Below are 25,205 nucleotides of genomic sequence, written 5' to 3' on the forward strand. Positions count from 1 at the left end.
GTTAAACATCTCCTTGGCCAAACACATGGGATTCCAACCATTGGTTGAAACTGTCTCTATCGCGACTGATGTTGTCCCATTGTTTGTAATAATTGTTGTCTCTATCGTAATAGCCGAGCGTATAAGAGGGTTTCGCGCCTTCTGGTGCGACCGCAATCGCATCCACTGTCCATGCAGGTAAAACGCAGGCATTTGGTGTGACGTCTAAGTCATCGACAATCTCTTCCACTGTGACAATGCTTCGTTTGGCAGACAGGACTACTTCTTTCTGCACACCAATAATCCCTTCAATGAGCACATTGCCTGCTCGGTCTGCTTTTTGAGCATGAATAATACCCACATCGGGTTTGATGGAAGGAATGGCAGCTAGCTGCTCGCCAGAGAAAGGGCAAGTTATGGTAGCAATCTCTTTGTTGACGAGAGGTAGCTCACTGCCAACATAACCGCGGAAAACGGCCAGTGGTAGGCCAGCAGCTCCGGCTTCATAGGCATTCGCCATGGCTGCATGACTGTGCTCAACCGTTTCTAGCTTGCAAGGGTACTCATGTTCTATCGCATCACGAACGCGGTGAAGTGAGCCAACACCAGGGTTTCCACCCCAAGAGAAGGTCAATTTCCGAACGCAACCAGCGCCGACTAGTTGGTCATAAATTAGATCGGGTGTCATACGAATTAGGGACAAATTGCGTCTTTTCTGACGGATGATTTCATGCCCTGCCGCGAAAGGGATGAGATGAGTAAAACCTTCAAGCGATATGGTGTCACCATCTTTTACATAGGTCGCGACAGCGTCTTTCAGTGTCATAAACTTAGTCATAATGTATCCTGTTCGTTATACGAATTTAAGTTTGTAATACGAACAAGATAAATCAAGCCAAGATTACTGGTCAAGTTAAAATTTTATATTTGTCTTTTTTCACTTGATTTATATAAAAAGTGCGATGAAAAGTCTCTTTCCTCTAGCGAGCCTGTAACGAATAATAAATAATGGCGGGATTATTAATGGCTGTGAGTAAGCAGGGTATGAGTGAGGAAAAACTGTCACCGGATCATCGTGACTATGTTGGCGCATTGGCATCAGGGCTGGATGTCATTATGGCATTTGATCCGCAGCATAAAGATATGACACTGTCCGAAGTAGCTGAGCAAACAGGTATGGATAGAGCCAAAGCCCGACGTTTTTTACTGACTTTGCATGCCCTTGGGTACATTAAGAGAGAAGGGCGGAAGTTCACGTTAACCCCCAAAGTGTTAGCACTCAGTTACGCTTATAACGTCAGTAACGATCATCTCAATGTGGTTGAGCATTATCTACATGATATTACCGCGCGACTGGGGGAATCTTCATCTTTAGCTGTGTTAGATCAACAAGACATCATGTATGTGGTGCGTTCGCCAGCAGCCCATCGTTTGATGTCCATAACATTAAGTGCCGGGACGCGATTACCTGCGGCTTATACCTCTATGGGCCGGATGTTGGTTGCAAGGTTACCATTTGAAGAACAAAAAGACTGGCTTGAAAGTGTGCCTCTTCACGCCTATACCCAGAATAGTATTGTCGATAAGTCTGCTTTTGAGCAAATGCTTGTGCAGATTGGAGAACAAAACTATTGTGTAGTGGATCAGGAATTGGATCTTGGCTTACGCTCCTTGGCAGTGCCTGCATTCACTTTCGATGGCGCGTTGCTGGGGGCAATCAATCTGAGTACCAATGCGTCGCGGGTAAGTCATCAAACCTTGATAGAAGAATATTTACCTGTATTGCAGGAGGCGGCAGAACAGATTCGCCTACACACCAAATAACATTGCCATAATCACTGGTTATAAACCGCCCTGACGATTTTTAACCAAGTTTTTGAGAATTTTAACAGCCAGTGCGGTAATGGAATCCATCGGTTCTTTTCGACGGCTAAAAATAACCGGACAGGTGATGGACTTATCTTGTAAAGGAATGAAAACGACATCATCTCGTCCAAAATGCCTTACTTGTTCAGATACCAGAGCAAACCCCATTTCAGAAGCGACTAATCCTAATGCCGTTTGCAGGTCATTGACCTGTTGAGTCACTTTTGTGGTTAGCCCTCGGCTGGTAAACAATGAAGTACAAATATCTGCGAAGGTAGGGGTAGCCGCTTTGTTTGCTGGGTACAAAATCATTGGCATTTTCGCCAGATCTTCCAGTGTAGGCTCTCCTTTTTTAAGGAGCGGGTGGCCGACATGCAAGGCCACCAATAAGGGTTCTTGGAATAATATAGTCTGTTCCACGTGTTCGTCGGGAATGGTTAAACGGCCAAAACCGATATCAATTTTTCCCGTCTTTAATGCCTCGATTTGCTCGCCAGTTTTTAAGTCATGTAGCAAAATATTCGCGTTGGTTTGTTGGCGTAAGTCTCTAACTAAGGAGGGGAGTTGTCCATAAAACACGGATGGAACAAAGCCAATGCTGAAGACGGCCTTTTGTTCCTCTGCTATTCGGCAAGTATTTTCAATGACCATATCGGCCTTAGCCAGCATTTGCTTTGCTTGTTCCCAGAAGTATTCTCCTGCAGGGGTTAGTGTTAACCCTCGCGAGTGACGATCAAAAAGCTTTGCTCCCACATCGTCTTCCAATTGCTTTATCTGCCTTGTTAATGGTGGCTGAGCAATGAAGAGTTTTTCAGCAGCACGAGTAAGATTTTTCTCCTCAGCAACGGCACAGAAATAACGTAGATGTCTTAACTCCATTATACCTCCTAGGTATTACTAATAACTTAATGGATATGGGAAGTAAGCAACTTACTGTACATCATTTGATTCAGCAAATAATAACGATAAAAAATGGGTAATTTGTAATGAAAAATCTCTCCGCGTTTTACTACTTTCGCTCTATATGCTGCTTTGTTCAGTGGCTTTGTCCATAGATCAGTATGAGATCTTGGTAAGTCGTGTAATACTGGTATCAAACAAGAAGGGGGAGTAGTACCGCCTAACTATAAAGCGGTAGCCAGTTTTAGTTGACCACGACACCCGACCTTCTAAGCTTGTCCGGAGAGCCTCGTTTTAGCACGAAAAATATAGGCTAAAGATGTTATGACGATTCAGGAGGAAACGCCCCACAGAAAAGAAAAGGCCAGATAAATAAAGTGGTTGATCAGTAACCTGAAGCGCCTATTTTAAAAGGCGCTTTGTTATCGCTAACAATTTTTACATAATCAGCATAAAGGTTGTGGCAATCGCAACACCTGATATCCCCAGCCAAATGACTAAATATCCCATGATGTCACGTGCAGAAAGCCCTGCTACGCCTAACAAGGGCAATGCCCAAAATGGTTGAATTTGATTAGTCCAACCATCTCCCCAAGTGAATGCCATTATTGTCTGCGCTGGATCTGCTCCTAACTCATAGGCCGCTTGCATCATAATTGGGCCTTGAATCGCCCATTGACCACCGCCAGATGGAATAAAGAAGTTGACAATGCCTGCACATAGGAAAGTAAGTAATGGGAAGGTTTTAACTGTCGCGACAGATATCATGGCATTAGAAAAAATAGTAACCAATCCAGCTTTGGTCATCATGCCTGCTATACCTGCATAAAGTGGGAATTGTACAATGATGCCTCGTCCCGCTTTTACCGCTGACTCAGTAGCATTCAGGTAAGAGACTGAGTTTTTATGAAGCATTAATCCTAGTGACAGAAAAATTAAAATCATGCTGTTTAGGTTGATGCTAAAGCTACCGTTTAGGATCTTGGCGATTAAGTAACTTGCCGCTAGTAACCCTAAAAACAAAGTAGGTAGTCGGCTGTGTTCGATCCAGTCAGAAAAGCACATTTTTCCCTTAAATTCCTTCGTTTCAATACGATCATCCTCTTTATCTTCCAATAGAACGATGTCTTTAGGTTGTTTTTGTAGCATGAAAAAGGCAATTAATAGCACTAAAAGTCCGATAGTCAGCGCGATATTCCAGCCAGAATAAAGGGTTTGCGAAACAGGTATAATTCCGATGGATTTCTCCATGAAGTTTCCAGGCGTTGCAATCACTAAAGGAATGGAAGAGGAGGGGCCACGTACTAGCTCACCACCATAAGCAGCGGCGACAATGAGTGGAAAGTGTATCTTTACGCTGCGTCCCATGGCTCTTGCTAAAATCGCACCCGCTACCATACCAAAGCCCCAGTTTAGATAATAACAAACGAAACTAACCAGAATGGTAAGGGCTAAAGCTTGTTTAGGCGTACTAGCCTGTTTTGCAAGAGTATTTAAGGCATTTTTTACGATGGGGGTCATTGCTAGGACATAGCCAGTCAACAGGACTAAAACCATCTGCATACCGAAAGTAAATAATTTGGAGAAGCCATCTCCCCAATAACTGACCATTGCCATAGGGCTTTGGCCTGCAATAGCAATACCTAATAGAAAGGTGATGGCTGTTAGTATCACTGCGAGTACAAAAGCACTTGGTAAGTATCGTTGTACAATACGTACGGAAAAATTGGTTATTGCTTCCATAATAGGTCTCTTATTTTTATTAGATTGTTGTTCAATATCGATTTAGCTCTTCTGACTATTGCTGTAAATCATCATTGAACTGTGAGTGTTCATGTTATTTTTATGGTTCAGTCTGGAGTGTTGCATAAATAGACATGGTTCGTAATGCGAACGAAAGTTTGCACTACGAATATGGTTGACCAATAGATTCTGCTGGTCAAGTGAGTTATTGAGTAATACCTAAAAAGTATTGCTAGCAACTAAATTGATATTTGTTCTCTGTTTCGAGTGAGTCTAGTGTAGGAAAAAACAATAAACGGATGCACCTTAGAATGACATCGAAAATTACTCATATTGAAACAATGCTTGTGGATATTCCCACGATTCGCCCTCATAAATTATCTATGACGTCTATGGCCGTGCAAACCATGGTGATTGTTCGTATCAAAGATGATCAAGGTCGTGAAGGCTTAGGCGAGGGCACGACTATTGGCGGTTTGGCCTATGGTCCTGAAAGCCCAGAAAGCATTAAAATGAACATCGATACCTACCTTGCGCCTTTACTTATCGATCAGCCACTACATAGCATAAAGCTACTTATTCAACGCCTAAGCATGTCCGTACGGGGCAATATGATTGCCAAATCAGCTCTGCAAACTGCGTTATTGGATTTACAAGGTAAGCATTTAGGTGTTCCTGTCTCTACCCTATTAGGCGGCGCTATACACCAACATATTCCCTGTCTTTGGGTATTGGCATCGGGTGATACGGATAAAGACATTACTGAAGCGAAAGCGCTTATTGCTAGCGGTCGACATTGTGACTTTAAACTTAAAATTGGCTCTCGACATGTGAATGATGATGTAGCCCATGTGGCGGCTATCAAAGCAGCATTGGGCGATAGCGCGAGTGTGCGAGTCGACGTAAACCAAGCGTGGGATGAATCAACTGCAACAAAAGGTATGGCTGCGCTTCAAGAAGCCGGTGTGGATTTAGTTGAGCAACCAACCCCTGCCAAAGAATGGGATGCTTTATCCCGATTATCTCAAAAATTTACTATTCCTATTCTGGCGGATGAAGGTGTTGCCGATGCCTCAGATGTTTTCCAGCTTGCCCAACGTGGTTTTAATGGCGGTATCGCTTTGAAAATTGCCAAAGCTGGTGGACCTATTGAAGCGCTTTATGCGGCGACCGTTTCGTTGGCATCGGGTATGGAATTATATGGTGGTACTTTATTAGAAGGTTCTATTGGTACTGCGGTTTCAATACATGCTTGGTCTACCTTACCGAAATTGCATTGGGGTAGTGAAATGTTTGGCCCTCTTCTCTTGCAAGATGACATTATCAAACAGCCGCTTTGCTACCATAACAATGGTGTGGATGTTCCAGATGCACCTGGTTTAGGTATTGAAATTGACGAAGAAAAGCTAGCGCTTTATCGACGTAAATAACACAGCACCAACGCAAACAATCATGAGGAAATGAACATGCTTTTTAAAGTTGAAATGACGGTGAATATTCCTAAGGACCTTCCGGTTGCAGAGGCAGATGCGATCAAATTGAAGGAGAAAAATTATTCACAAGAATTACAAAAAGCGGGTATTTGGGTGCATTTGTGGCGGATTGTCGGACAGTATTCAAATGTGAGTATTTTTGACGTGAAAGACAATGCTCATTTGCATGAAGTCCTTACTGGCTTGCCTTTGTATCCTTTTATGACGATGGAAGTGACAGCTTTATGTCAGCATCCATCTTCTATTAAATAGCGCCAGCTATTTAAAACAAAATTTAATAAAAGTGCTGTCATGGCACACAAAAGCGGAGAGATTGAAATGACTGTTAAAACAATTCAAACAGAAGCAGTACAAAACCTACTTAAAAAAGTCGCTGGCTTGGACAAAGATCAAGGTAGTCCTCGCATGAAAGAAATCGTCTTTCGTCTAGTATCAGACATTTATAAGATGATTGATGACCTAGACATTACGCCAGATGAGTTTTGGCAGGGTGTGAATTATCTAAATGAACTTGGAACCAATAAAGAGGCTGTTTTGCTTGCACCAGGCCTAGGTTTCGATCACTTCTTAGATATTCGTGAAGATGCTAAAGACGAAGCGATTGGTCTAGCGGGTGGTACGCCACGTACCATTGAAGGTCCTCTATATGTGCAGGATGCACCAATCTCTGAAGGTGAAGCTCGTATGGATGATGGCCAAACACCAGGTCAAGGCATGTGGCTTCACGGCAAAGTATTGGATGAAGAGGGTAATCCTGTAGCTGGCGCTGTTGTCGATCTGTGGCATGCAGACTCTAAAGGTGGTTACTCTTACTTTGACCCAACTCAAAGTGAGTTCAATTTACGCCGCAGAGTGATAACAGATGACCAAGGTTGCTATCGAGCGCGTAGTATTGTGCCAAACGGTTACGGCTGTCCTCCAAATGGTTCTACACTAAAGGTTCTTCATGCACTTGGTCGTCATGGTAATCGTCCTGCTCATATTCATTACTTTGTTTCTAAACCAGGCTTCAAGCATCTAACCACTCAGATTAACTTAGCAGGCGATGCATATACATATGATGACTTCGCTTTTGCGACTCGTGAGGAGCTAGTTGTTGCCGCAACACCAATGAATGACAATAACCACGGTTTTAATGAAGAATATTTGGACGTTGAGTTCAATATTGAAATTCTTAAAACTGACAACGAAGAATTAACAGACAAACATGCCCGTGCACGAGCGTCAGTAGCTTAACTTTAATTAGTAATGCTTCTGGTCGACTAATTGGCTTTTAACGAAAATCCCTTGTTGAGATTTCAACAGGGGATTTTTAATTTAAGCGATTAGGCTCGAGGTTAACAATTTAGTGCATCTGATATCCACTTCTTAGGAGGTTTTTCTGTCGTAGTTGAAGCCTTCGTTCTGTCTGAAGCTGAGTTTAATTAGTATTATCGCCCTATACGGTCGTCAGAGGAAGGTAAAACCCTAAAAGATGAACGAGAATGGGGAAGTCCTGAGCGATGGTCAATAAAAGTAAAAAATGGTTGGTCAATAGCTGATGTGGTGTTAAACCCAGATCAACACAAAGGCGCGTCTTAATTATTTTAGGCGGCAACTACCCGTTGTGAGCAGCCAATTACCCTGTTTTACGGCGTCACTCAGGTAGCCGATCTGTGTGAGATTGAGCGTATTCAGAAAGTTGCTGAAAAGCTGCCGAACTTCCAATCATACAGCATAGTGATGAAAGAAGCGGCTGATTGGGAAGGGCCAGTAGGCGTAGTAACCGATCTGTTTGAGGATCGTTATTTCAACGATGGTGAGGTTGATCTCTACCTTTGTGGACCGCCACCTATGGTGGACGCCGTCAAAGGGTGGCTGGATGATAGAGATATGTCCAGATCTACGGTGCACTATGAGAAGTTCTCTGCTAGCTAACCAAAAAACTTTGTCGTGGTCTAATGGCAAGACAACAGGGGGCATGGGTCGATACCTTTAGTGAGCCTAAAATGCTTTACTTCTGTCCCCGAAAGTCGTCGATATGGTGATCTGCAATAGAACAAATTCAGTCACCTTTATAAGGAGGCGCTAATGTGATCATGAAAGTTTAGCGTTTTTCGCAGCTAAAATAGTGATATGGGGATTTATCACCGTAGTCAATATGGCAGGATGCCATGAAGTAACGCTACCATCAACGCAGCACAACCGACACCAAGCAAGGCGCCCATTAGTGTGTCGGTAGGGAAGTGAACCCCAAGTAGTAGCCGAGACAATCCCACATGAGTAGCCCATATATAAAAGAGCAGATAATAGGATGGAAAAGCTTGTGCCAAGCAGTAGGCTACAAAGAACGCTCCGGAAGTGTGTCCAGAAGGAAATGAAAACTTATCCGATGGCGTGATGTAGCTGTGGAAATTCTTCAGTGTGTCGGCAGGTCGATTTCGTTTAAAACCTAGTTTTATCGCAAAATATAAGCACCGCTCAAGCGCAAATCCAAATGCAATGATTCTTGCTAATAACCGGTAATGGAAATGCCACAATACGATATCCGTCACAACGTAGAGTGGACCATCTGCGCTAAATGAAATAAAACGCCCAATTCTAGCCAGTCTCTTACCATTTTTTCTGGCCATAAACCAAGAAAACACGAAAACATCAAGCTGGTGAATTCTCTGAATAACATTCATTAGATACCCCTAACACTTTTCAAAATAGGCTTGTTTATCATTATCATAGTGAAATAGCGAAAAATTAATAAAAATTCATCTAAAAATTTTCTTTGGATGATATAGGCCAAACTATTTTGACACTTAGCGTAATAGTGGGTTTAGTTAGGGGGCTTTGTGGTGTTCATTATCCCTTCGATATTGTTGGTTCCATCGTGGTGTCATGCATTGCTTTTATATTAACTTGGCTATTAAAAGATTATTTAAAACAACTTAGTATGGTTGTTTTTAGAGCGTTGGAAAATAAAATAGGTTTTTTACGTCTATTTACCCATGAAAAATAATGGTGACCTTGGAATGTTTCATAGAAATAGTGGAATAAATTCTTTGGGCATTACAGCACTTATAATAAGTGCTGTAATTTTGCAATTTGAACAAGATAGTTACAAGAAATGTAACGATTAATAAAATTTAACCTTATCTAAATACATACTTTCTTCTATTCGGTTAACATAATGGTTTGGTGTCGTATTCGTCAGTGATTTAAATTCACGTGTAAAATGCGCTTGGTCCGAAAACCCTAATCGGTGGGCTAGATCGGAAGGTTTTGTATGAGTGTTTAAGTTGATCTCATATAAAGCGGATTGAACTCGAACAATACGACAGAATGTTTTGGGTGTCATGCCTATGTCTAATAAAAACTGTCTTTGTATTGTACGGCAGGTATACCCTGTTATCTCTTCTAACTCTTTTATTTGAACATTGCCTTTGTTAACGAAAATATATTGGATGACTTGTTTTGAAAGGCTTGAATGATTTCTAATGCCATGTTTTATTAAAAATTTAGAAAATAATAGAACCTGATTGCTAAAAGACTCTTGACTAGCAACTTGTTCAAATAAGTCATTTATTTTAAGGGAAATATCTTTAAAATCTGGCCTTTGATTGACTAATTCAGCGGCGGGTAGGTTCAGGAAGTTAGGTGTAGAGGTAGCAGAAAATCGAACACCAAAATAACGATGTTTATAGGTGAAATCTACTGATTCCGCTCCGAGCGTTGTCCCACAAACCATTGCTTTTGGCTTGGAGCTGTCACAATCAAATAAGATGTCAATACAACCATCTGGAATGGCATTGGTGACTTCTGATGATGCGGATTCAAAACTATAAAAATGGGATACATATGGGATGTCAGATACTTTTACCGAATATTCTTCCGCTGCACAAAGTACAAACCAAGGCTGTTTTGATTTGATTTTAGAAATACTATAGTTTTCAATCATATTGGATAACCAAATTTTTATTATTCTTTTGTTGTGGTTTTCCGGTTTAAAAAAGCGGACACCGATTTTTAATAATACTCAAGCTGAATGAGATTTTTTATCTTTCATGTTCAACTCTCAATTATTGTTTTTATTTTAAAAAGACCTTTTATAGAAGGTTAGCACTCTGGTATGTATGCAAAAGTTTTAGTACATAACTTTAAAAAGTATGACCATAGGGCTTGATGGTTCAGTCATGCCCTATGGATGGTAAGGTAACAGAAATCAGCTAAAGATAACTTGGATATCAGTATATTCCATTAAGCCTTCTTCTGAGAACTCGACGCCGAAACCAGAGGATTTCACGCCACCAAAAGGGGCATTGGGTTGAATGGCACCGTGTTTATTAATCCAAACAGAGCCACACTCCATTCGAGCAGCGACTTTCTTGGCCATATCAATATCAGATGACCAGACGGAACCGCCAAGGCCATTAGGGCTATCATTGGCAGAGCGAATGGCATCATCAATATTCGAGTATTTTATAATGGGTAATGCAGGACCAAACTGCTCTTCATCAACTAGAGAGTCGCCATTTTGTAAGTCGGCAATGATAGTGGGTGGAAAGAAAAGACCTTCACCAGGCTCGCCCCCTAATAACACTTTTCCACGTTCTTTGGCCTCAGAAACCAATTGCGATACTTTATCAAATTGCGCTTTGTTTTGGATGGGTCCTAATATGCTGGCTTCATCCATGCCGTCACCGACGGGGATATTTTTAGCAAATTCAACAAGTGACTCGCATACTGAATTATAAACAGACTCATGAACATACAATCGTTTCATTGCCGCACAAGTTTGACCATTATTAATAAAAGCACCCCAAAATAACCCTTCAGCAATGGCACTAGGGTCAACATCTGGTAAGACGATTCCGGCGTCATTGCCCCCTAATTCTAGGGTCAGTCTCTTCATGGTGGTTGCCGCAGACTGCATAACTTTCTGACCTGTTGCACAGGAGCCAGTAAAGACGATTTTTCTAATATCTGGATGGGCAGACATGGCAGCACCTAGGTTAAATGTTTTGTCGTCACCTGTGACAACATTAACAACACCTACTGGTAAGGCTTCTTGCATGATTTCTATGAGACGAATGGTAGATAGCGGTGTACTTGGGGAGGGCTTAATAACCACCGTGTTACCCGTTCTTAAGGCAGGCATTATGTGCCAAATAGCGATCATCACCGGAAAATTCCAAGGGGTAATCGAGCCAACAACACCAAGAGGTTTTCTGTATAGTTCAACTTTACCGTCTTGGTTGTCTTGTAAGGTTTTAGCAGGAAGAGAAAGTTTCGATGTATAGTCTGCCCAAGCGATAGCACCCCCTATTTCCCAACGAGAGCCCAGACCATTCAAGGGTTTTCCTTGCTCCAGTGTGACCAGTTTCGCCAGCTCTTCGGAGTGATCTTGTATCGCTTGAGTGGCAGCAAGACAGTTTTTTTGAAGTTCCTCATCTGATAATGACGACCATGAAACAAAAGCGGACTTAGCTGATTCTACGGCGGCGTTTAGTTCTTCGTTAGCCATGTTCGGAGCATGACCGATAAGCTCACCTGTAGAAGGATTAAATACTTCAAAAGGGGTATGTCTTGTTACATTATAAGCAGAACTATTCATTGTTTTTATTCTCTCTAGTGACTCGGTACATTAAAAAATTGCGAGTACCTAACATCTTAAGAACTCTTCTTGATAGGGGGCTTGGACTTATCCGCCAACCGTATTGGACGATTACGTCATTGTTCCATCAAACTGGGAGGCATATTGTATTTTTTGCGAAACTCACGATAAAAGTAGGATAGATCATTGAACCCAGAGCGTAATGCAATATCCGTAATGCTTTCATCCAGCAAACCGTCTTTTCGTAAACAAAGCTGCTTGTAGGCATATTCTAGCCGTGAGCTGATAATTCTATGTTTTGGCGTTTCACCTAATACTTGAAAATGTCTCTGTAATGTTCGTTCGGAAATATTCAGGTGAGACGCGATTTCCCGTGGAGAAAAGTTTGAATGTAAGTAATGGCGGTTAATGAGCGCTAAGGCTTTTGACAGTAACTGTTCACTTGGCTCTGCATGATCAACCCGATGATTAGTATGAAGGTAGGCGCTGATTAAACTAATAAATGCCTCGCCCAAATGCTGTTGATCCATGCATTCATAGTCAATCATTTTCTTTAGAACAGAATACATGGCAAGCCAAAGAGGATCATCCCGTGAGATGTTTACACCACAATCGACATTACCAAAGCGATGTACGGCCTCATCACGGGGTATATGAAATGATATTTGGCGGGATTGACCATAATCGTATCGAAACAGAGATGGTTTGACGGAATCGACAAGAAACATATCGCCAGGACGTAACTCGACTGTATTATTCCCTTGCTGAACTTGGCTGTATCCTGAATCTTGTATTAAAAGGAAAAAGTATTCCCCTGGGTCTTGGCGTATGGATGCTTTATCCCGCTCTATATGCACAGAGTCAACATCAACAATCGCGGCTTCAAACGCGCCAAAGCGCCTTGTTGCTATGCTTCCATTAATAACACTCGAGCTGGATTGAGGCTCTATGTTAAATAATCCGCAGACTTGACGGAGTTCAGAAGCAAACACCTCAACGGGCAAATGATTATGATGAGATTGAAGAAGCGGTTTCATCTAGACCTCATTGGAATTTCTTTATGAGACCTTTGCGCGGCGGCTTCGTCCGCGATTTCACACAAAGGTCTTCTTCATTATTGTTATTTGATAGACCTTACCGGGTCATTATTGAACCTGCTCATGGCTCGATGAAAGCTCAATGATGAGAAATCCAAAAATATGGGGCTCCATTGCTGTCAACAGTACAACATCCAAGGTGCTATCGCCAAGTGCTTTTAGCAATCAAAATGGCACTGGTGGGTCGTCAAGTCGGTTCACTGATGGGAAATAAGCTCAAAGGAAATTCTCTGGTGATTTTGGGCTGTTTCATTGAAAACATGGTGTTGACAGAGCGCACCCCTTTGGCTTGGAGCAGCTTTTTACTTAACAGCTCGTCATAACTGTCTAAGTTTTTGGTGATGATTTTTAACAGGAAATCGCAATCGCCACTGACGGAATGACATTCTTGTATTTCTGGGCATTCCCGTACAATTGTTAAAAACGGGGCCAAGGTTTCTGGGTGATGGTTGTCCATTGACACCTGAGCAAAAGCGATCACATGCAAGTTCACTTTTTTGGCGTTTAACTCAGCCGTGTAGTTGGTTATATAGCCTTCATCCTCCAAACGTTTTAAGCGTCGCCAGCATGGCGCGGTCGAAAGACCAATCTTCTCGGCTAACTCCTTGTTACTTAAGCGTCCGTCTTTTTGTAAAGCGGCTAAGATACTGATATCAAACTTATCAAGCATAAGAATGTTTCCATTTATTGTTATTTGGAGAAACGATATTGCTTAGTTTGGCAAAAGCTCAGCAATTAAGAAAGATAATTTCGCTAAAACGTCGATAACATTAACTACATCATATTAATAACAACAAAGCTGAAAAGCTGCCAACAAAATGGTGTACAACTATGAATGATGTATTGAGAGAAACTATCAACACAAAGTATCCCTCCAAAAGTGAGCCCGCTGTCGATTGGACGCATATCAGCCGATTGATGTTGCAATCACGGGCCCTTGATGAAATTGAAGAGAAAGAATTGGTGCCTGAAAAGCTGGTGTTTAATCAGTTTTCTGCCCGTGGTCACGATTTTGCCCAGATTTTGTTAGGCTCTCTGCTAACCCATCCGCACGATGGGGCAACTGGCTATTATCGGTCTAGACCTTTTGTAATGAGCCTTGGTATTCATTTAGATGATGTTGTTGCTTCCCCAATGGCCAAAGCCGGAGGTTACAGTGATGGAAGAGACATTGGCGTGGTATGTAATTTTCCCAATGCCAATAGAAAGGGTGCCATGCTGTTTCCTATGTGTGGCGGCGTCGGGGCGCAATACACACCGATCTCTGGTTGGGCACAATCCATTCTTTATCATAAAAACCAGCTAAATGATTCAAGCTATTCTGGCGCAATTGCTGTCTCAATGGGAGGGGATTCCTCCATGTCAACCAGTGGTTTTTGGGCGGCATTAAACATATCGACCACCAATAATCTACCGCATTTATTTTACATTGAAGACAATGGCTATGGCATTTCTGTGCCTCAGGAAGTGCAAACGCCTGGCGGTGATCAGGTGGCAAATCTTAAAGCTTATAAAAACCTAAAGATTATTGATGGCGACGGAACTGACCCAGAATTGACGCCAGTATTGATAAAAGAGGCCGTCGAGTATGTTCGATCTGGGCAGGGTACCTGCTTGCTTCGACTAAAAGTACCGCGTTTATGTGGTCACACTTTTCAAGACACGCAAACCTATAAAGATGCAGACTTTATTGCGAGTGAGCAATCAAGAGATCCATTGCCTAAACTCAAGGGCTATCTACTAAACAATGGCTTTATGACTGCCGACGAATGGCAGGACTTAGAAGATGAGAGTTATCGTGATATCCGTCATTCTGTGGATAAAGCGAAACAGCGTGAGCAGCCTGATCCAGACAATCTTACGCGCTTTGTTTATGCTGAAAAAGACCAGGTCCAGCTTAGAGGTGGGTTGGCGGCCAGTGGTCATACTTTTCCAGCTCAAAGTGATCAGCCTAAGCCTGAGGGCTCCCGTTTGAATATGTTAACGGCGATTCGTAAAACATTGGACAACGAGTTAGAGACGAACCCTAAAGTCATTGTATTCGGTGAAGACGTCGGCCCAAAAGGGGGCGTTCACGCGGCAACGCTTGGTTTGAATGAAAAGTTTGGCAATCAGCGAGTGTTTGATACCAGTTTATCTGAAGAAGGGATTATTGGTCGTTCTGTGGGGTTGGCCTTGAGTGGCTTAATGCCTGTACCAGAAATACAGTTCCGCAAATACGCGGAACCGGCTGCAGAGCAACTGTCCGATACGGGGATTATGCGTTGGCGAACCAATAACCAATTTGCCGCGCCTATGGTCGTCAGAATTCCGGGCGGGTTTGCTCGCCGAGGCGATCCATGGCATTCCATGAGTGATGAAGTGGAGTGGGCGCATAAAGTGGGTTGGCAATTGGCCATGCCTTCCAATGCCGAAGACGCCGTAGGTTTACTTCGTTACGCACTACGAGATAACAATCCGACTATTTTCTTTGAACATCGTTCTTTACTGGACAATAGCTGGTCCCGTCGGCCATATCCTGGTGATGACTATGTCATTCCATTTGGCCAAGCTAAGACCATTCTTTCAGGCTCGGCATTAACCGTGGTGTGTTGGGGGGCAATGGTGGAGCGTTGTGAGAAAGCGGCGCTAAGTCTTGATATGAGTGTAGAGGTGATCGATCTTCGCACCATTCAGCCTTGGGATAAAGAAGCCATACTGACTTCCGTTGAGAAAACTGGACGTTGTTTGATTGTTCATGAAGATAACAAAACCGCTGGGTTTGGGGCGGAAATCGCTGCAACGTTAGCCGATGAATTATTCTTTAGTCTTGATGCTCCGATTCAACGCTTAACCATGCCTGATATCCCAAATCCTCATAATTTCTTGTTGTTAGAAAAAGCGGTGCCGAGTGAGCAAAAGATCGCTCTCACGATGCAAAAACTGATTGAAGTGTGAGGGGAAAACGATGAATGAATCCATGATGATTACGCTTCCAGTCGGTGCATTGGAAGGAACTGCGGCAGTATTATCTACTTGGCTGGTTGGAGAGGGGGATCACGTTAAAAAAGGCGATCCAATATTGGAACTGGAAACCGACAAAGTGTCGATGGAAGTGTGTGCTGAAAATGATGGTGCCATTGGAAAAATCGTGGCGAAATCGGGTGATAATGTTGATGAAAAGACCATCCTTGGCTACTTAAATTGTGGTGAACAATCAGCAGTCGATAAAGCAGAGGTAGACAAAGCATCACTTCAGGTTACTAATGACACTTCATTAAGTGAACCAGAAGCCGTATCCGATCAATGGGATGCCCCTAAAGAGGGTTCTAAGCGTCACTTAATCGGGCCAGCCGTTCGAAAGCTACTAAGAAAATATGATTTGAACTTGTCCTCTATTGAGGGAACGGGGAAGGGTGGACGTGTTACGCGAGATGATATTCTCGCCTTTATTGATGCTCAGGCTGACAGCGAACAAAGTCAGTCAGATGCTCCTATTTCATCGGCAAAAACCGAAGGCTTAAAAAGTAAGCTCGTTCCTCATACCGCCATGCGCAAGAAAATTGCCAATCATATGGTAGATAGCTTACTGCACACGTCTCCTCATGTGACTAGCGTCTTTGAAATGGATATGGGGGCCGTTATCGAGCACAGAAAGTTGTGTAAAATGGGCTTTGATGAAGCCGGTGTGAAGTTGACCTTTACCGCCTATTTTGTGGTGGCTGCGGCCCAGGCCATCCAAAAAGTCCCTTCCATCAACTCACGATTTCATGAGGAAAGCTTAGAAGTATTGGAAGACATTAACATCGGAGTGGGGACCGCGTTGGGAGACGATGGGCTTGTCGTGCCTGTTATTAAGCAGGTACAGATGAAGAAACTGTTTGAAGTGGCTACCTTGCTGCAACAGCAAACGGAGCGCGCCAGACAGGGTAAGTTGACCCCAGCAGACATGAAAGAAGGGACCTTTACCATATCCAATCATGGAGTCAGTGGTAGCCTGTTGGCGGCCCCCATTATTATTAACCAGCCCCAGGTGGCGATTTTGGGCATTGGTAAGCTGGAAAAAAGAGTAGTTGTCGAAGAGGTGGATGGACAGGATGCCATGGTCATTCGTCCCAAATGTTACGTTTCCCTTAGCATTGATCATAGGGCATTAGATGCCTATCAGGCGAACGCATTCCTGAGTCATTTTGTTGAAACAATTGAACAGTGGGGAAAGTAGCAAGGCAATGAATATCATACAGGGCGTTATTTTCTGATGCCCTGTATGATCAGGACGTGTTAGCTATTAAGCCCACCAAAACGCTCATAAAATAAAGCGTTGGCTTCTGGCAATGGCCCGTGAACGGATTCTAGATTGTGCTCAATCCATTTTTCCGTTGCTGGCGTGAGTTTGCGATAAATGTTTCGGCACAGTTGGCGTGCGGCTCTGCCTTCCCAGTCTATTGGGAGAAGTTCTCTTGGTAAATGTGGGTCTCTTAACAAGAGTTTACGGTAGTCATGAATCAGTAGGGTTCGCGTTAAAAAACAAGACTGCGGGTCAAGTGTATCCAGCTCGGAAAGCTCTTGCCAAACCGGTAAAAATAATTCGATAAACTCTTGGTAATGTTGGCTGAGAGCGTCCAGATTCCAGCAGTCTCTAACCAATTCTTGTATCGGTTTGTTGCTAAACTGGGTGTTTGATGAGGCCTCAAAGACAATGACTTTCTCTTCTAGATTAAGGGAGAGCAAAATCGCTTTGAGGGTTTGTTTCTCGCAACATGGGCTGGCAATCAGTTGCGTGGAAAACGTGGCAAAGCCTTGCCATTGAAGCTCATCCATTAGCTGCTTTTTTTCATCAGGATTGAGATGACTGCCAATAATGAGTAGCCATGAACCGTTCCAAGTTTGTATGTTCGGGCTATAAATGCGCTGAAAAGCTTGCTCGAATTTTCTGTGTCCTTGCGTCGTTAAGCGGTAATAGCTTTTACGGCCGACTTTTTCACTCTCGAGCCAACCGTCCTGTGTCAGGCGAAAAATCGAGGTTCTCATTAAACGTTCGCTAATGCCTATCGGCTCTAGGGCATTGATTAGGCTACCTAGCCAAACGGTACTGCCGTGGGGCTCGATGGTATCACCATAGAGAGAAATAATTAAAGAGGACGCCCTAATAGGTTTTTGGTTTTGAAAACGCTTCAGTAGAGTGTTAAGTGTTTTTAATTCATTCATTTAGATAGGCTATGAGTATCGTTTGATTGAAGGCACCATTCTCTGAAATGGTGCCTTAAGAGTAAAGCTAATTATTTTTTGGCTTATGATAGCCCGTTTTCAAGCTGGGTCTATCGGCTTCAGGTTCGGTTAAGGGATGACACTCAACCATAGACTCCAAACAGCGAGTGGTCAGGTCGATGTACTCTTGCGTTCCGGTTTGTTTCCATTTTAACTCTTCATCGCTGACTTGTCGGACGAGTCTTGCTGGACTGCCCATTAGGAGTGAGCGAGCGTCACAAGAAAAACGACTTTTAACAAAGGCCGCTGCGGCGACAATAGATTCTGCCCCAATGTTCGCTTCGTCCATCACCACAGCGTTCATGCCGATCAAGCTGTCTTCACCGATAACACAACCGTGTAATATGGCACCGTGACCGATATGCCCATGTTTGCCGATGATGGTATGACTGCCAGCAAACCCATGAACAACGCAGTTATCTTGCACATTCGATTCTTCTTCCATGGTAATACGACCAAAGTCACCTCTTAAGCAGGCGCCTGGGCCAACATAACAGCCTTGTTTAATAATAACATCACCAATTAAGACAGCAGTAGGATGAACATAAGCGGTTGGGTGAACCACAGGCGTAACGCCATCAATTTTGTAACAGGCCATCGTTTTTCTCTCTTTTTGTATTTGTCTGTTTTTGTATTTGGTATTACCTATCTGTTTAATACTTCAACTATTTGGAATTTTATACAAATATTGTGTCTTAATCTAATCTAAATTTTGGTTTTTTTGCTAATGAATCGGTTATTAAAAATCAATTTTATCTTTTTTGAAAATTTAACTAATTGTTTTTTAATACTTTATTTTAATTTTATTCAATATCTTTTAAGTGATACAAAAATAATTAAAAAAAACATTGAACCGTGTCTCTTTTTGAGTCATCTTATAATGGCTGATCATGACTTAGATCAATGTATCGCGTCTTTAAGGCTGACAAATAAAAAAATAAACCGTGCGTTAAATGAATAGAGAGTTAGGTCAAATGTCCAATAGTCTATATAGCATGCTAGATGTTCATTCACCGGCCAATGGTGTACAGCAAATTCAGTTACATCGTCCTGAAGCGCTAAATGCATTGACAACCGCCATGCTGGGTGAGTTGGCGCTGGCATTAGAAGAAGCTGAAGCGAATGAGTCAGTGAAAGTCGTTGTACTAACTGGTTCTGCCCGTGTGTTTGCGGCAGGGGCAGATGTAAAAGAAATGGCCGAACGAGATATGGTGGGGATTCTAAAGGATCCTCGTCAACAAAGCTGGCAAAGTATTAGCCGTTTTCCTAAGCCTCTTGTTGCCGCTATTAATGGCTACTGTTTAGGGGGTGGCTGCGAACTCGCAATGCACGCTGATATTCTTATCGCCGGAACCGATGCCAAATTTGGTCAGCCAGAGATTAATCTAGGCATCATGCCCGGAGCTGGTGGTACCCAGCGCCTTGTACGTGCTGTCGGTAAATCCCTTGCCATGCAAATGGTGCTGACAGGCCAGCCGATTAACGCGCTTCAAGCGAAAGAGGCAGGTCTTATTAGTGAAATTACCCAACCAGAATTAACCCTTACCCGAGCGATGGAAGTCGCCTCCCAGATTGCTAAGAAAAGTCCATTGGCATTACGTCTTGCGAAAGAATCCATACTAAAAGGCATGGATACAGATCTAAATACGGGTCTACGTTTCGAAAGGCATGCTTTTACGGTATTGGCTGGCACCAAAGACCGTGAAGAGGGCATTGCTGCTTTCTTAGAAAAACGTCCTGCCAAATTTACGGGTCAATAATTTAGAAGAGGCCTTTGCACAACGTCGTGTTCAAAGTGTCCAACAATAATAATAGGAGCGTTATCTTAATGAGCTTCCAACATATCTTATACTCAGTGGACTCGGGTGTGGCATTGCTTAGCCTGAATCGTCCTAAATCACTTAATAGTTTTAATGAGGCCATGCACTTAGAGGTGCGTGAGGCGTTTAAGCAAATTAAGAGTGATAAACAAGTTCGTGTTTTGGTTTTAACAGGGGAGGGGCGAGGGTTTTGTGCCGGACAGGATTTGTCTGATCGCAATGTGGATCCCACTGCTGATGCACCCGACCTAGGTATCTCAATTGAGAAATTTTACAATCCTCTGATTAAAGCCATTCAAGCCTTACCTATGCCTGTTATTTGCGCGGTGAACGGTGTTGCGGCGGGGGCCGGTGCCAATCTTCCTCTAGCCTGTGATCTGATTATTGCGGCGCGTTCAGCTAAGTTTATCCAAGCGTTTTGCAAAATTGGGCTGATTCCAGACTCGGGCGGCACTTGGTTTTTACCGCGCTTAGTTGGGATGGCAAAGGCAAAAGAAATGGCGTTATTGGGTGAACCTGTCAGCGCCGACGCCGCGTTGGAAATGGGATTAGTCAACCGCGTTGTGGATGATGAATTACTTCGACAAGAAGCCTTAACCCTAGCTCAGCATTTGGCGACGCAACCTACAAAAGGGTTGGCTTATATTAAGCGGGCGTTAAATCAGACATTTGACCATGGCTTAGAAGAGCAATTGCTGTTAGAGCGTGATTTGCAGCGCTTAGCGGGACAAACCCAAGATTATCGTGAAGGGGTGGCTGCTTTTATGGCGAAACGTACTCCTGAGTTTAAAGGAGAGTAATGATGGCAGCTTTAGACAAATCAATGATGATTGGTGTGATTGGGGCTGGCGCCATGGGCGCTGGGATTGCCCAAGTAGCGGCTCAATCAGGCCATCTTGTGAAGCTTTATGATAATCGTGCTGATGCTGCAAAAGAAACCATCGCTTCCATTGAAAAGCAACTGAAGCGCTTAGTCGAGCGTAAAAAATTCACCCTAGAGCAAGTTCAGCAAACAGTCGCCAACCTACAAGTGGCAAATGAATTAGCGGATTTTGAACATGCAGGCCTAGTGATTGAGGCGATTGTTGAAAATAGGGACGTGAAGCAAGCGGTCTTTGCAGAACTAGAGTCTATTTGTTCTGCGCAATGTATTTTAGCGACAAACACCTCGTCTATTTCCATTACCCGTTTAGCAGCGGGAATGAAACATCCAGAGCGTATGGTGGGAATGCACTTCTTTAACCCCGCCCCGATTATGAAGCTGGTGGAAGTGGTCTCAGGTTTGGTCACCTCGAAAGAGATCGCGACAACGGTATTTGATACAGCGGCCGCTTGGGGGAAAGTCCCTGTGTATGCGGCATCGACACCGGGGTTCATTGTGAATCGAGTGGCACGTCCATTTTACGCAGAAAGTCTGCGACTAAAGCAAGAACAGGTAGCCGATTGTGCGACGTTAGATGCCTTAATGCGCGAGGCAGGAGGCTTTCGAATGGGGGCCTTTGAACTGACGGATTTAATTGGTCAGGATGTTAACTATGCCGTGACCTGTTCGGTTTTTGATGCTTATTATGGTGACTTTCGTTTTCAACCTTCCTTGATTCAAAAAGATCTGGTCGATGCCGGTTACCTTGGTCGTAAAAGTGGTGAAGGTTTTTACTCTTATAAAGAAGGTGCGGTAAAACCTGAGCCGCATAGTGTTCCTCCTTCCCATCATCCAGCGCCTTCATGTGTGGCAATGGGGAACCTTGATGCTCTGTCTGCATTAGTTATGCGTCTCAGTGGTTCAGGCATTACCGTCGACCAGGATCCTTCATCCCTGCTTAACGTTTTAAAAATCGGCGATGCGACAGTGGTATTGACCGATGGACGCATGGCAAGTGAACGAGCCAATAGCGAGTCGCTAGAGAATTTGGTGCTGGTGGATCTGGCTTTGGATTATCAAAAGACAACACATCTTGCTTTATCTCGTGCTCACAATACGCCAGATGACGTTTTTCAGCAGGTGGTGGATGCGTTCTTTGCTGTAGGGATTAAGGTTTCTGAGGTAGCGGACTCTCCTGCTTTGGTGGTGATGCGCACCGTTGCCATGTTGGCGAATGAAGCGGCGGATGCCGTATTAAATGGTGTGTCCAGTGTGGAAGGGGTCGATAACGCGATGCGCTACGGCGTGAATTATCCACTAGGGCCACTGGCATGGGCTGATCGGATTGGTATTGACCGTGTCCAGCAGGTGCTTAATGCCTTGCAAACCTCCTATGGGGAAGATCGTTATCGAACCTCTCTGCTGCTGAAAAGATTGTCAGATCAGGGGAGAGGGTTTTATGAAAACAAATAACGATACTCAAACCGATGCACTTGTGTTGGCAAAAGAGTGCGCTCAGGAACTTTATCGCCGTGATGTGGCAACACAACATCTGAACATTGAGTTGCTGGATTCGGCACCAGGCGAGTCTTTGGTCAAAATGACCGTGCAAGACTTTATGTTGCAAGGGCATAAAACCTGTCATGGTGGCTATATGTTTACCTTGGCGGATTCGGCCTTTGCGTTTGCTTGTAATACCTACAACCAACCGACCGTTGCCCTTGGTTGCTCCATTGATTACGTCGCCCCCGCTTTTCAAGGGGATGTGCTGATAGCAAGATGCCATGAGAAAAGTCGTGGTGGCCGTACCGGAAATTACGATGTCGAGATTCACAATCAACAAGATCAATTGATCGCTCTATTTCACGGTAAATCTTACCGCCTTAAAGGTGAAATACTTTCACAGGAGAACGTAAATGACTGATGCGCTTATTATTGATGCTATTCGTACGCCAATTGGACGTTACGGTGGTGCGCTTTCTAAAGTCAGGGCAGACGATTTGGGGGCCATTCCTATTAAAACACTCATGGAACGGAACCCGACAGTGGATTGGTCAAAAGTTGATGATGTCTTGTATGGCTGTGCGAACCAAGCTGGTGAAGACAATCGCAATGTGGCGCGCATGTCTTCCTTGTTGGCAGGGCTGCCACACAATGTGCCAGGCTCGACGATAAACCGTTTGTGTGGTTCTGGTATGGATGCGGTTGGCGCGGCGGCCAGAGCTATTCGTGCTGGCGAAGCGGGATTGATGATTGCCGGTGGCGTGGAGTCCATGTCGCGAGCCCCGTTTGTTGTAGGAAAAGCGGATCAAGCTTTTTCTCGTCAAGCAGAAATGTATGACACGACCATTGGCTGGCGCTTTGTGAACAAGCTGATGAAGGACCAATATGGCGTCCACTCTATGCCTGAAACCGCTGAAAACGTGGCGGAAGATTTTCGCATTTCCCGCGCTGATCAAGATTTGTTTGCGGTGCGTAGTCAGCAAAAAACCGCGATTGCTCAAGAGAATGGGCGTTTATCGCAAGAGATTGTGCCCGTGGTTATTCCACAACGTAAAGGTGACCCAGTCGTAGTGAGTCAGGATGAGCATCCTCGCGCAGACACCAGCTTAGAAGTATTGTCGAAGCTTGGAACGCCTTTTCGAAAAGATGGTAACGGATCCGTTACCGCAGGAAATGCGTCAGGTGTGAATGATGGGGCTTGTGCTTTGTTGTTGGCAAGTGAAGCGGCCGCTAAGTCCTACGGCTTAAAAGCCCGTGGACGAGTGTTGGGTATGGCGGCGGCGGGGGTTGAACCGCGCATTATGGGAATCGGTCCCGCTCCGGCGTCTAAAAAGGTGCTCGAACAAGTCGGTCTTACCCTAGCAGATATGGATGTTATTGAATTAAACGAAGCCTTTGCATCGCAAAGCTTGGCGGTATTGCGTGAACTTGGTTTAGCCGATGACGATGCTCGAGTTAATCCAAACGGCGGTGCCATTGCATTAGGTCATCCACTAGGCATGAGCGGTGCGCGCCTGATTACAACAGCGTTGAATGAGTTGGAAGTTAAACAGAAGCGTTATGCCTTGTGTACTATGTGTATTGGTGTAGGGCAGGGGATAGCAATGGTGATTGAGCGCTTAAATTAAGGCTCTGTTCGTGACGTCGTGGCGTTGTGGGCCACGCCGTAGTCGTAAAAATTAACGAATCTAGACGTCAAAATCATGAGGTTGTATTACCAAGAGTGAATGCAACCGTGAAGACTGAATTCTAAAAATAATAAATAGAGAGAGTGTAACAATGGATATTCGTAGCCGGTTTAATCCAGATCAACTTGATCCAATGGAAGTTGCTAGTATTGATGAATTGCGAGCCCATCAATTAGAGCGTTTGCAATGGTCGGTGAATCATGCCTATAACAATGTTCCTATGTATAAACAACGTTTTGATCAGTTAGGGTTGCACCCAGATGATATTAAAACCTTGGACGATCTTGCCAAACTTCCTTTCACTACCAAATCAGATTTACGTGATAACTATCCATTCGGAATGTTTGCCACACCAGTGAATCAACTGGTTCGCCTTCACGCTTCAAGTGGTACAACGGGTAAACCAACGGTCGTTGGATACACCCAAAATGACATCGATAATTGGGCCAATATTGTGGCTCGCTCAATTCGTGCTGCGGGTGGACGCAAAGGGGATATTTTGCACAATGCCTATGGTTACGGTCTGTTTACTGGAGGCTTAGGAGCACATTATGGTGCTGAACGTCTTGGTTGCACGGTAATCCCTATGTCTGGTGGGCAAACCGAAAAGCAAGTGCGTCTGATTCAAGATTTTCAGCCTGACATTATTATGGTGACGCCATCTTATATGTTGAATTTGCTGGATGAAATGGAAAAACAAGGTATTGATCCCCTCGACCTTAAGCTGCGCCTAGGTATTTTTGGTGCCGAGCCGTGGACGCAAGAGTTACGTCGTTCAGTCGAAGAGCGTGCAGGTATCCGAGCCATGGATATTTATGGCTTGTCCGAAATTATGGGGCCAGGGGTGGCGATGGAATGCGCAGAAAGTCAGGATGGACCAACGGTCTGGGAAGATCACTTCTATCCTGAAATTGTTGATCCAAATACAGGTGAAGTATTGCCAGATGGCGAGATGGGCGAATTGGTGTTTACCAGCCTCAGTAAAGAAGCTTTGCCAATGATTCGTTACCGTACACGGGATTTAACTCGCTTGTTACCCGGTACTGCCCGTCGCATGCGCCGCATTGACAAAATTACTGGCAGAAGCGATGACATGATGATTATTCGCGGGGTGAACGTTTTTCCAACGCAAATCGAAGAAGAAGTGATTAAAGTAAATCACTTTTCAGAGAGCTATGAAATACATTTGTATCGCAAAGGGAATATGGATGGTATGGAGGTGCATGTTGAACTGCGTCCTGAATGTGCGGATTTTGATGAGCAAAAAATCAACGACGCAATCAATCAGTTGCGCCACCATGTGAAGTCGTCTGTGGGCATCAGTATTAACGTTAAGCTCAGAGAAATAGGCAGTATTGCTCGTTCAGAGGGTAAAGCCAAACATGTTTATGATGAGCGAGCATCCGCTTAACGATCTTTTTTC

23 protein-coding genes are annotated in these 25,205 nt (G+C 43.9%); 13 read left to right on the forward strand and 10 right to left on the reverse strand.

Annotated features, from left to right (window positions below):
* Nucleotide 1 precedes the first annotated feature (1 nt).
* Nucleotides 2-817, reverse strand: a complete 816-nt coding sequence (locus tag MSP8886_RS13180) for a CoA transferase subunit A (protein WP_067017164.1) — start codon at nt 815-817, stop codon at nt 2-4.
* A 206-nt stretch (nt 818-1,023) separates the two neighbouring features.
* Between MSP8886_RS13180 and MSP8886_RS13185 the strand changes: the two genes are divergently transcribed.
* On the forward strand, nt 1,024-1,803 hold the full coding sequence (locus tag MSP8886_RS13185; RefSeq protein WP_067017526.1) for an IclR family transcriptional regulator domain-containing protein: 780 nt from the start codon (nt 1,024-1,026) through the stop codon (nt 1,801-1,803).
* An 18-nt stretch (nt 1,804-1,821) separates the two neighbouring features.
* Here MSP8886_RS13185 and MSP8886_RS13190 read toward each other — a convergent pair whose 3' ends face one another.
* Both MSP8886_RS13190 and MSP8886_RS13195 read right to left on the reverse strand, forming a co-directional pair.
* Nucleotides 1,822-2,724: a LysR family transcriptional regulator gene (locus MSP8886_RS13190; protein WP_067017166.1), complete on the reverse strand. Its 903-nt coding sequence runs from the start codon at nt 2,722-2,724 to the stop codon at nt 1,822-1,824.
* Between the two features lie 459 nt (nt 2,725-3,183).
* On the reverse strand, nt 3,184-4,488 hold the full coding sequence (locus tag MSP8886_RS13195) for a short-chain fatty acid transporter (RefSeq protein WP_083200952.1): 1,305 nt from the start codon (nt 4,486-4,488) through the stop codon (nt 3,184-3,186).
* A 311-nt stretch (nt 4,489-4,799) separates the two neighbouring features.
* Between MSP8886_RS13195 and MSP8886_RS13200 the strand changes: the two genes are divergently transcribed.
* From MSP8886_RS13200 to MSP8886_RS22800, 4 genes are all read left to right on the forward strand, one after another.
* Nucleotides 4,800-5,918, forward strand: coding sequence for a muconate/chloromuconate family cycloisomerase (locus MSP8886_RS13200; RefSeq protein ID WP_067017170.1), 1,119 nt, complete (start codon nt 4,800-4,802; stop codon nt 5,916-5,918).
* 36 nt (nt 5,919-5,954) lie between these two features.
* Nucleotides 5,955-6,233, forward strand: coding sequence for a muconolactone Delta-isomerase (gene catC, locus MSP8886_RS13205; protein WP_067017172.1), 279 nt, complete (start codon nt 5,955-5,957; stop codon nt 6,231-6,233).
* Between the two features lie 66 nt (nt 6,234-6,299).
* Complete coding sequence (gene catA / locus MSP8886_RS13210) at nt 6,300-7,217, forward strand: catechol 1,2-dioxygenase (RefSeq protein ID WP_067017528.1); 918 nt, start codon at nt 6,300-6,302, stop codon at nt 7,215-7,217.
* A 381-nt stretch (nt 7,218-7,598) separates the two neighbouring features.
* Nucleotides 7,599-7,898 carry a ferredoxin reductase domain-containing protein gene (locus tag MSP8886_RS22800; RefSeq protein ID WP_083200953.1) on the forward strand — a complete coding sequence of 100 codons (300 nt, stop codon included), beginning with the start codon at nt 7,599-7,601 and terminating at the stop codon, nt 7,896-7,898.
* Nucleotides 7,899-8,116: 218 nt separating this feature from the next.
* On the opposite strand, the gene MSP8886_RS13220 is transcribed toward MSP8886_RS22800, so the two are convergent.
* From MSP8886_RS13220 to MSP8886_RS13245, 5 genes are all read right to left on the reverse strand, one after another.
* Nucleotides 8,117-8,647 (reverse strand): phosphatase PAP2 family protein, encoded by a 531-nt coding sequence (locus tag MSP8886_RS13220; protein ID WP_067017176.1) that lies wholly within the window; start codon nt 8,645-8,647, stop codon nt 8,117-8,119.
* A 440-nt stretch (nt 8,648-9,087) separates the two neighbouring features.
* Nucleotides 9,088-9,909 (reverse strand): helix-turn-helix domain-containing protein, encoded by an 822-nt coding sequence (locus MSP8886_RS13230; RefSeq protein ID WP_067017180.1) that lies wholly within the window; start codon nt 9,907-9,909, stop codon nt 9,088-9,090.
* Nucleotides 9,910-10,173: 264 nt separating this feature from the next.
* Nucleotides 10,174-11,565 (reverse strand): aldehyde dehydrogenase family protein, encoded by a 1,392-nt coding sequence (locus MSP8886_RS13235; protein WP_067017182.1) that lies wholly within the window; start codon nt 11,563-11,565, stop codon nt 10,174-10,176.
* A 116-nt stretch (nt 11,566-11,681) separates the two neighbouring features.
* On the reverse strand, nt 11,682-12,602 hold the full coding sequence (locus MSP8886_RS13240; protein ID WP_067017184.1) for a helix-turn-helix domain-containing protein: 921 nt from the start codon (nt 12,600-12,602) through the stop codon (nt 11,682-11,684).
* A gap of 247 nt (nt 12,603-12,849) precedes the next feature.
* Nucleotides 12,850-13,332, reverse strand: coding sequence for an Lrp/AsnC family transcriptional regulator (locus MSP8886_RS13245; RefSeq protein ID WP_067017185.1), 483 nt, complete (start codon nt 13,330-13,332; stop codon nt 12,850-12,852).
* A 161-nt stretch (nt 13,333-13,493) separates the two neighbouring features.
* Between MSP8886_RS13245 and MSP8886_RS13250 the strand changes: the two genes are divergently transcribed.
* Together MSP8886_RS13250 and MSP8886_RS13255 are read left to right on the forward strand one after the other, a co-directional pair.
* On the forward strand, nt 13,494-15,599 hold the full coding sequence (locus tag MSP8886_RS13250; RefSeq protein WP_067017187.1) for an alpha-ketoacid dehydrogenase subunit alpha/beta: 2,106 nt from the start codon (nt 13,494-13,496) through the stop codon (nt 15,597-15,599).
* Nucleotides 15,600-15,609: 10 nt separating this feature from the next.
* Complete coding sequence (locus MSP8886_RS13255; RefSeq protein WP_067017189.1) at nt 15,610-16,863, forward strand: dihydrolipoamide acetyltransferase family protein; 1,254 nt, start codon at nt 15,610-15,612, stop codon at nt 16,861-16,863.
* Nucleotides 16,864-16,922: 59 nt separating this feature from the next.
* Here the strand turns inward: MSP8886_RS13255 and paaX are convergent, their stop codons facing one another.
* Both paaX and MSP8886_RS13265 read right to left on the reverse strand, forming a co-directional pair.
* Complete coding sequence (gene paaX, locus MSP8886_RS13260) at nt 16,923-17,849, reverse strand: phenylacetic acid degradation operon negative regulatory protein PaaX (RefSeq protein ID WP_067017191.1); 927 nt, start codon at nt 17,847-17,849, stop codon at nt 16,923-16,925.
* A gap of 67 nt (nt 17,850-17,916) precedes the next feature.
* On the reverse strand, nt 17,917-18,507 hold the full coding sequence (locus MSP8886_RS13265) for a phenylacetic acid degradation protein PaaY (protein WP_067017193.1): 591 nt from the start codon (nt 18,505-18,507) through the stop codon (nt 17,917-17,919).
* Nucleotides 18,508-18,883: 376 nt separating this feature from the next.
* Between MSP8886_RS13265 and paaF the strand changes: the two genes are divergently transcribed.
* The 6 genes from paaF to paaK all read left to right on the forward strand — a co-directional run bounded on the left by paaF (nt 18,884) and on the right by paaK (nt 25,193).
* Nucleotides 18,884-19,669, forward strand: a complete 786-nt coding sequence (gene paaF / locus MSP8886_RS13270) for a 2,3-dehydroadipyl-CoA hydratase PaaF (protein WP_067017195.1) — start codon at nt 18,884-18,886, stop codon at nt 19,667-19,669.
* A 68-nt stretch (nt 19,670-19,737) separates the two neighbouring features.
* The gene (gene paaG / locus MSP8886_RS13275; RefSeq protein ID WP_067017197.1) at nt 19,738-20,529 is read left to right on the forward strand and encodes a 2-(1,2-epoxy-1,2-dihydrophenyl)acetyl-CoA isomerase PaaG; all 792 of its coding nucleotides are present in this window, start codon (nt 19,738-19,740) and stop codon (nt 20,527-20,529) included.
* Nucleotides 20,529-22,064 (forward strand): 3-hydroxyacyl-CoA dehydrogenase PaaH, encoded by a 1,536-nt coding sequence (gene paaH, locus MSP8886_RS13280; RefSeq protein WP_306455649.1) that lies wholly within the window; start codon nt 20,529-20,531, stop codon nt 22,062-22,064. Before paaG ends, paaH begins: the two co-directional genes overlap by 1 nt.
* Entirely contained in the window at nt 22,051-22,515 is a 465-nt protein-coding gene (paaI, locus tag MSP8886_RS13285) for a hydroxyphenylacetyl-CoA thioesterase PaaI (protein ID WP_067017201.1), read from the forward strand. The genes paaH and paaI overlap by 14 nt, the downstream gene beginning before the upstream one ends.
* Nucleotides 22,508-23,722, forward strand: coding sequence for a 3-oxoadipyl-CoA thiolase (gene pcaF, locus MSP8886_RS13290; protein WP_067017203.1), 1,215 nt, complete (start codon nt 22,508-22,510; stop codon nt 23,720-23,722). Before paaI ends, pcaF begins: the two co-directional genes overlap by 8 nt.
* A 151-nt stretch (nt 23,723-23,873) precedes the next feature.
* On the forward strand, nt 23,874-25,193 hold the full coding sequence (gene paaK, locus MSP8886_RS13295) for a phenylacetate--CoA ligase PaaK (protein ID WP_067017205.1): 1,320 nt from the start codon (nt 23,874-23,876) through the stop codon (nt 25,191-25,193).
* The last annotated feature ends 12 nt before the right edge of the window (nt 25,194-25,205 follow it).

The organism is Marinomonas spartinae (assembly GCF_900089775.1).
Classification (GTDB): Bacteria; Pseudomonadota; Gammaproteobacteria; order Pseudomonadales; family Marinomonadaceae; genus Marinomonas; species Marinomonas spartinae.

Coding starts and splice junctions, on each gene's coding strand:
- paaG (WP_067017197.1), top strand. CDS start 19,738: ATGAGCTTCCAACATATCTTATACTCAGTGGACTCGGGTGTGGCATTG.
- MSP8886_RS13235 (WP_067017182.1), bottom strand. CDS start 11,565: ATGAATAGTTCTGCTTATAATGTAACAAGACATACCCCTTTTGAAGTA.
- MSP8886_RS13190 (WP_067017166.1), bottom strand. CDS start 2,724: ATGGAGTTAAGACATCTACGTTATTTCTGTGCCGTTGCTGAGGAGAAA.
- MSP8886_RS13195 (WP_083200952.1), bottom strand. CDS start 4,488: ATGGAAGCAATAACCAATTTTTCCGTACGTATTGTACAACGATACTTA.
- paaH (WP_306455649.1), top strand. CDS start 20,529: ATGATGGCAGCTTTAGACAAATCAATGATGATTGGTGTGATTGGGGCT.
- MSP8886_RS13250 (WP_067017187.1), top strand. CDS start 13,494: ATGAATGATGTATTGAGAGAAACTATCAACACAAAGTATCCCTCCAAA.
- MSP8886_RS13200 (WP_067017170.1), top strand. CDS start 4,800: ATGACATCGAAAATTACTCATATTGAAACAATGCTTGTGGATATTCCC.
- pcaF (WP_067017203.1), top strand. CDS start 22,508: ATGACTGATGCGCTTATTATTGATGCTATTCGTACGCCAATTGGACGT.
- MSP8886_RS13255 (WP_067017189.1), top strand. CDS start 15,610: ATGAATGAATCCATGATGATTACGCTTCCAGTCGGTGCATTGGAAGGA.
- MSP8886_RS13230 (WP_067017180.1), bottom strand. CDS start 9,909: ATGATTGAAAACTATAGTATTTCTAAAATCAAATCAAAACAGCCTTGG.
- paaX (WP_067017191.1), bottom strand. CDS start 17,849: ATGAATGAATTAAAAACACTTAACACTCTACTGAAGCGTTTTCAAAAC.
- paaI (WP_067017201.1), top strand. CDS start 22,051: ATGAAAACAAATAACGATACTCAAACCGATGCACTTGTGTTGGCAAAA.
- MSP8886_RS13185 (WP_067017526.1), top strand. CDS start 1,024: ATGAGTGAGGAAAAACTGTCACCGGATCATCGTGACTATGTTGGCGCA.
- paaK (WP_067017205.1), top strand. CDS start 23,874: ATGGATATTCGTAGCCGGTTTAATCCAGATCAACTTGATCCAATGGAA.
- MSP8886_RS13180 (WP_067017164.1), bottom strand. CDS start 817: ATGACTAAGTTTATGACACTGAAAGACGCTGTCGCGACCTATGTAAAA.
- MSP8886_RS13220 (WP_067017176.1), bottom strand. CDS start 8,647: ATGAATGTTATTCAGAGAATTCACCAGCTTGATGTTTTCGTGTTTTCT.
- MSP8886_RS13245 (WP_067017185.1), bottom strand. CDS start 13,332: ATGCTTGATAAGTTTGATATCAGTATCTTAGCCGCTTTACAAAAAGAC.
- MSP8886_RS13265 (WP_067017193.1), bottom strand. CDS start 18,507: ATGGCCTGTTACAAAATTGATGGCGTTACGCCTGTGGTTCACCCAACC.
- catA (WP_067017528.1), top strand. CDS start 6,300: ATGACTGTTAAAACAATTCAAACAGAAGCAGTACAAAACCTACTTAAA.
- paaF (WP_067017195.1), top strand. CDS start 18,884: ATGTCCAATAGTCTATATAGCATGCTAGATGTTCATTCACCGGCCAAT.
- MSP8886_RS13240 (WP_067017184.1), bottom strand. CDS start 12,602: ATGAAACCGCTTCTTCAATCTCATCATAATCATTTGCCCGTTGAGGTG.
- catC (WP_067017172.1), top strand. CDS start 5,955: ATGCTTTTTAAAGTTGAAATGACGGTGAATATTCCTAAGGACCTTCCG.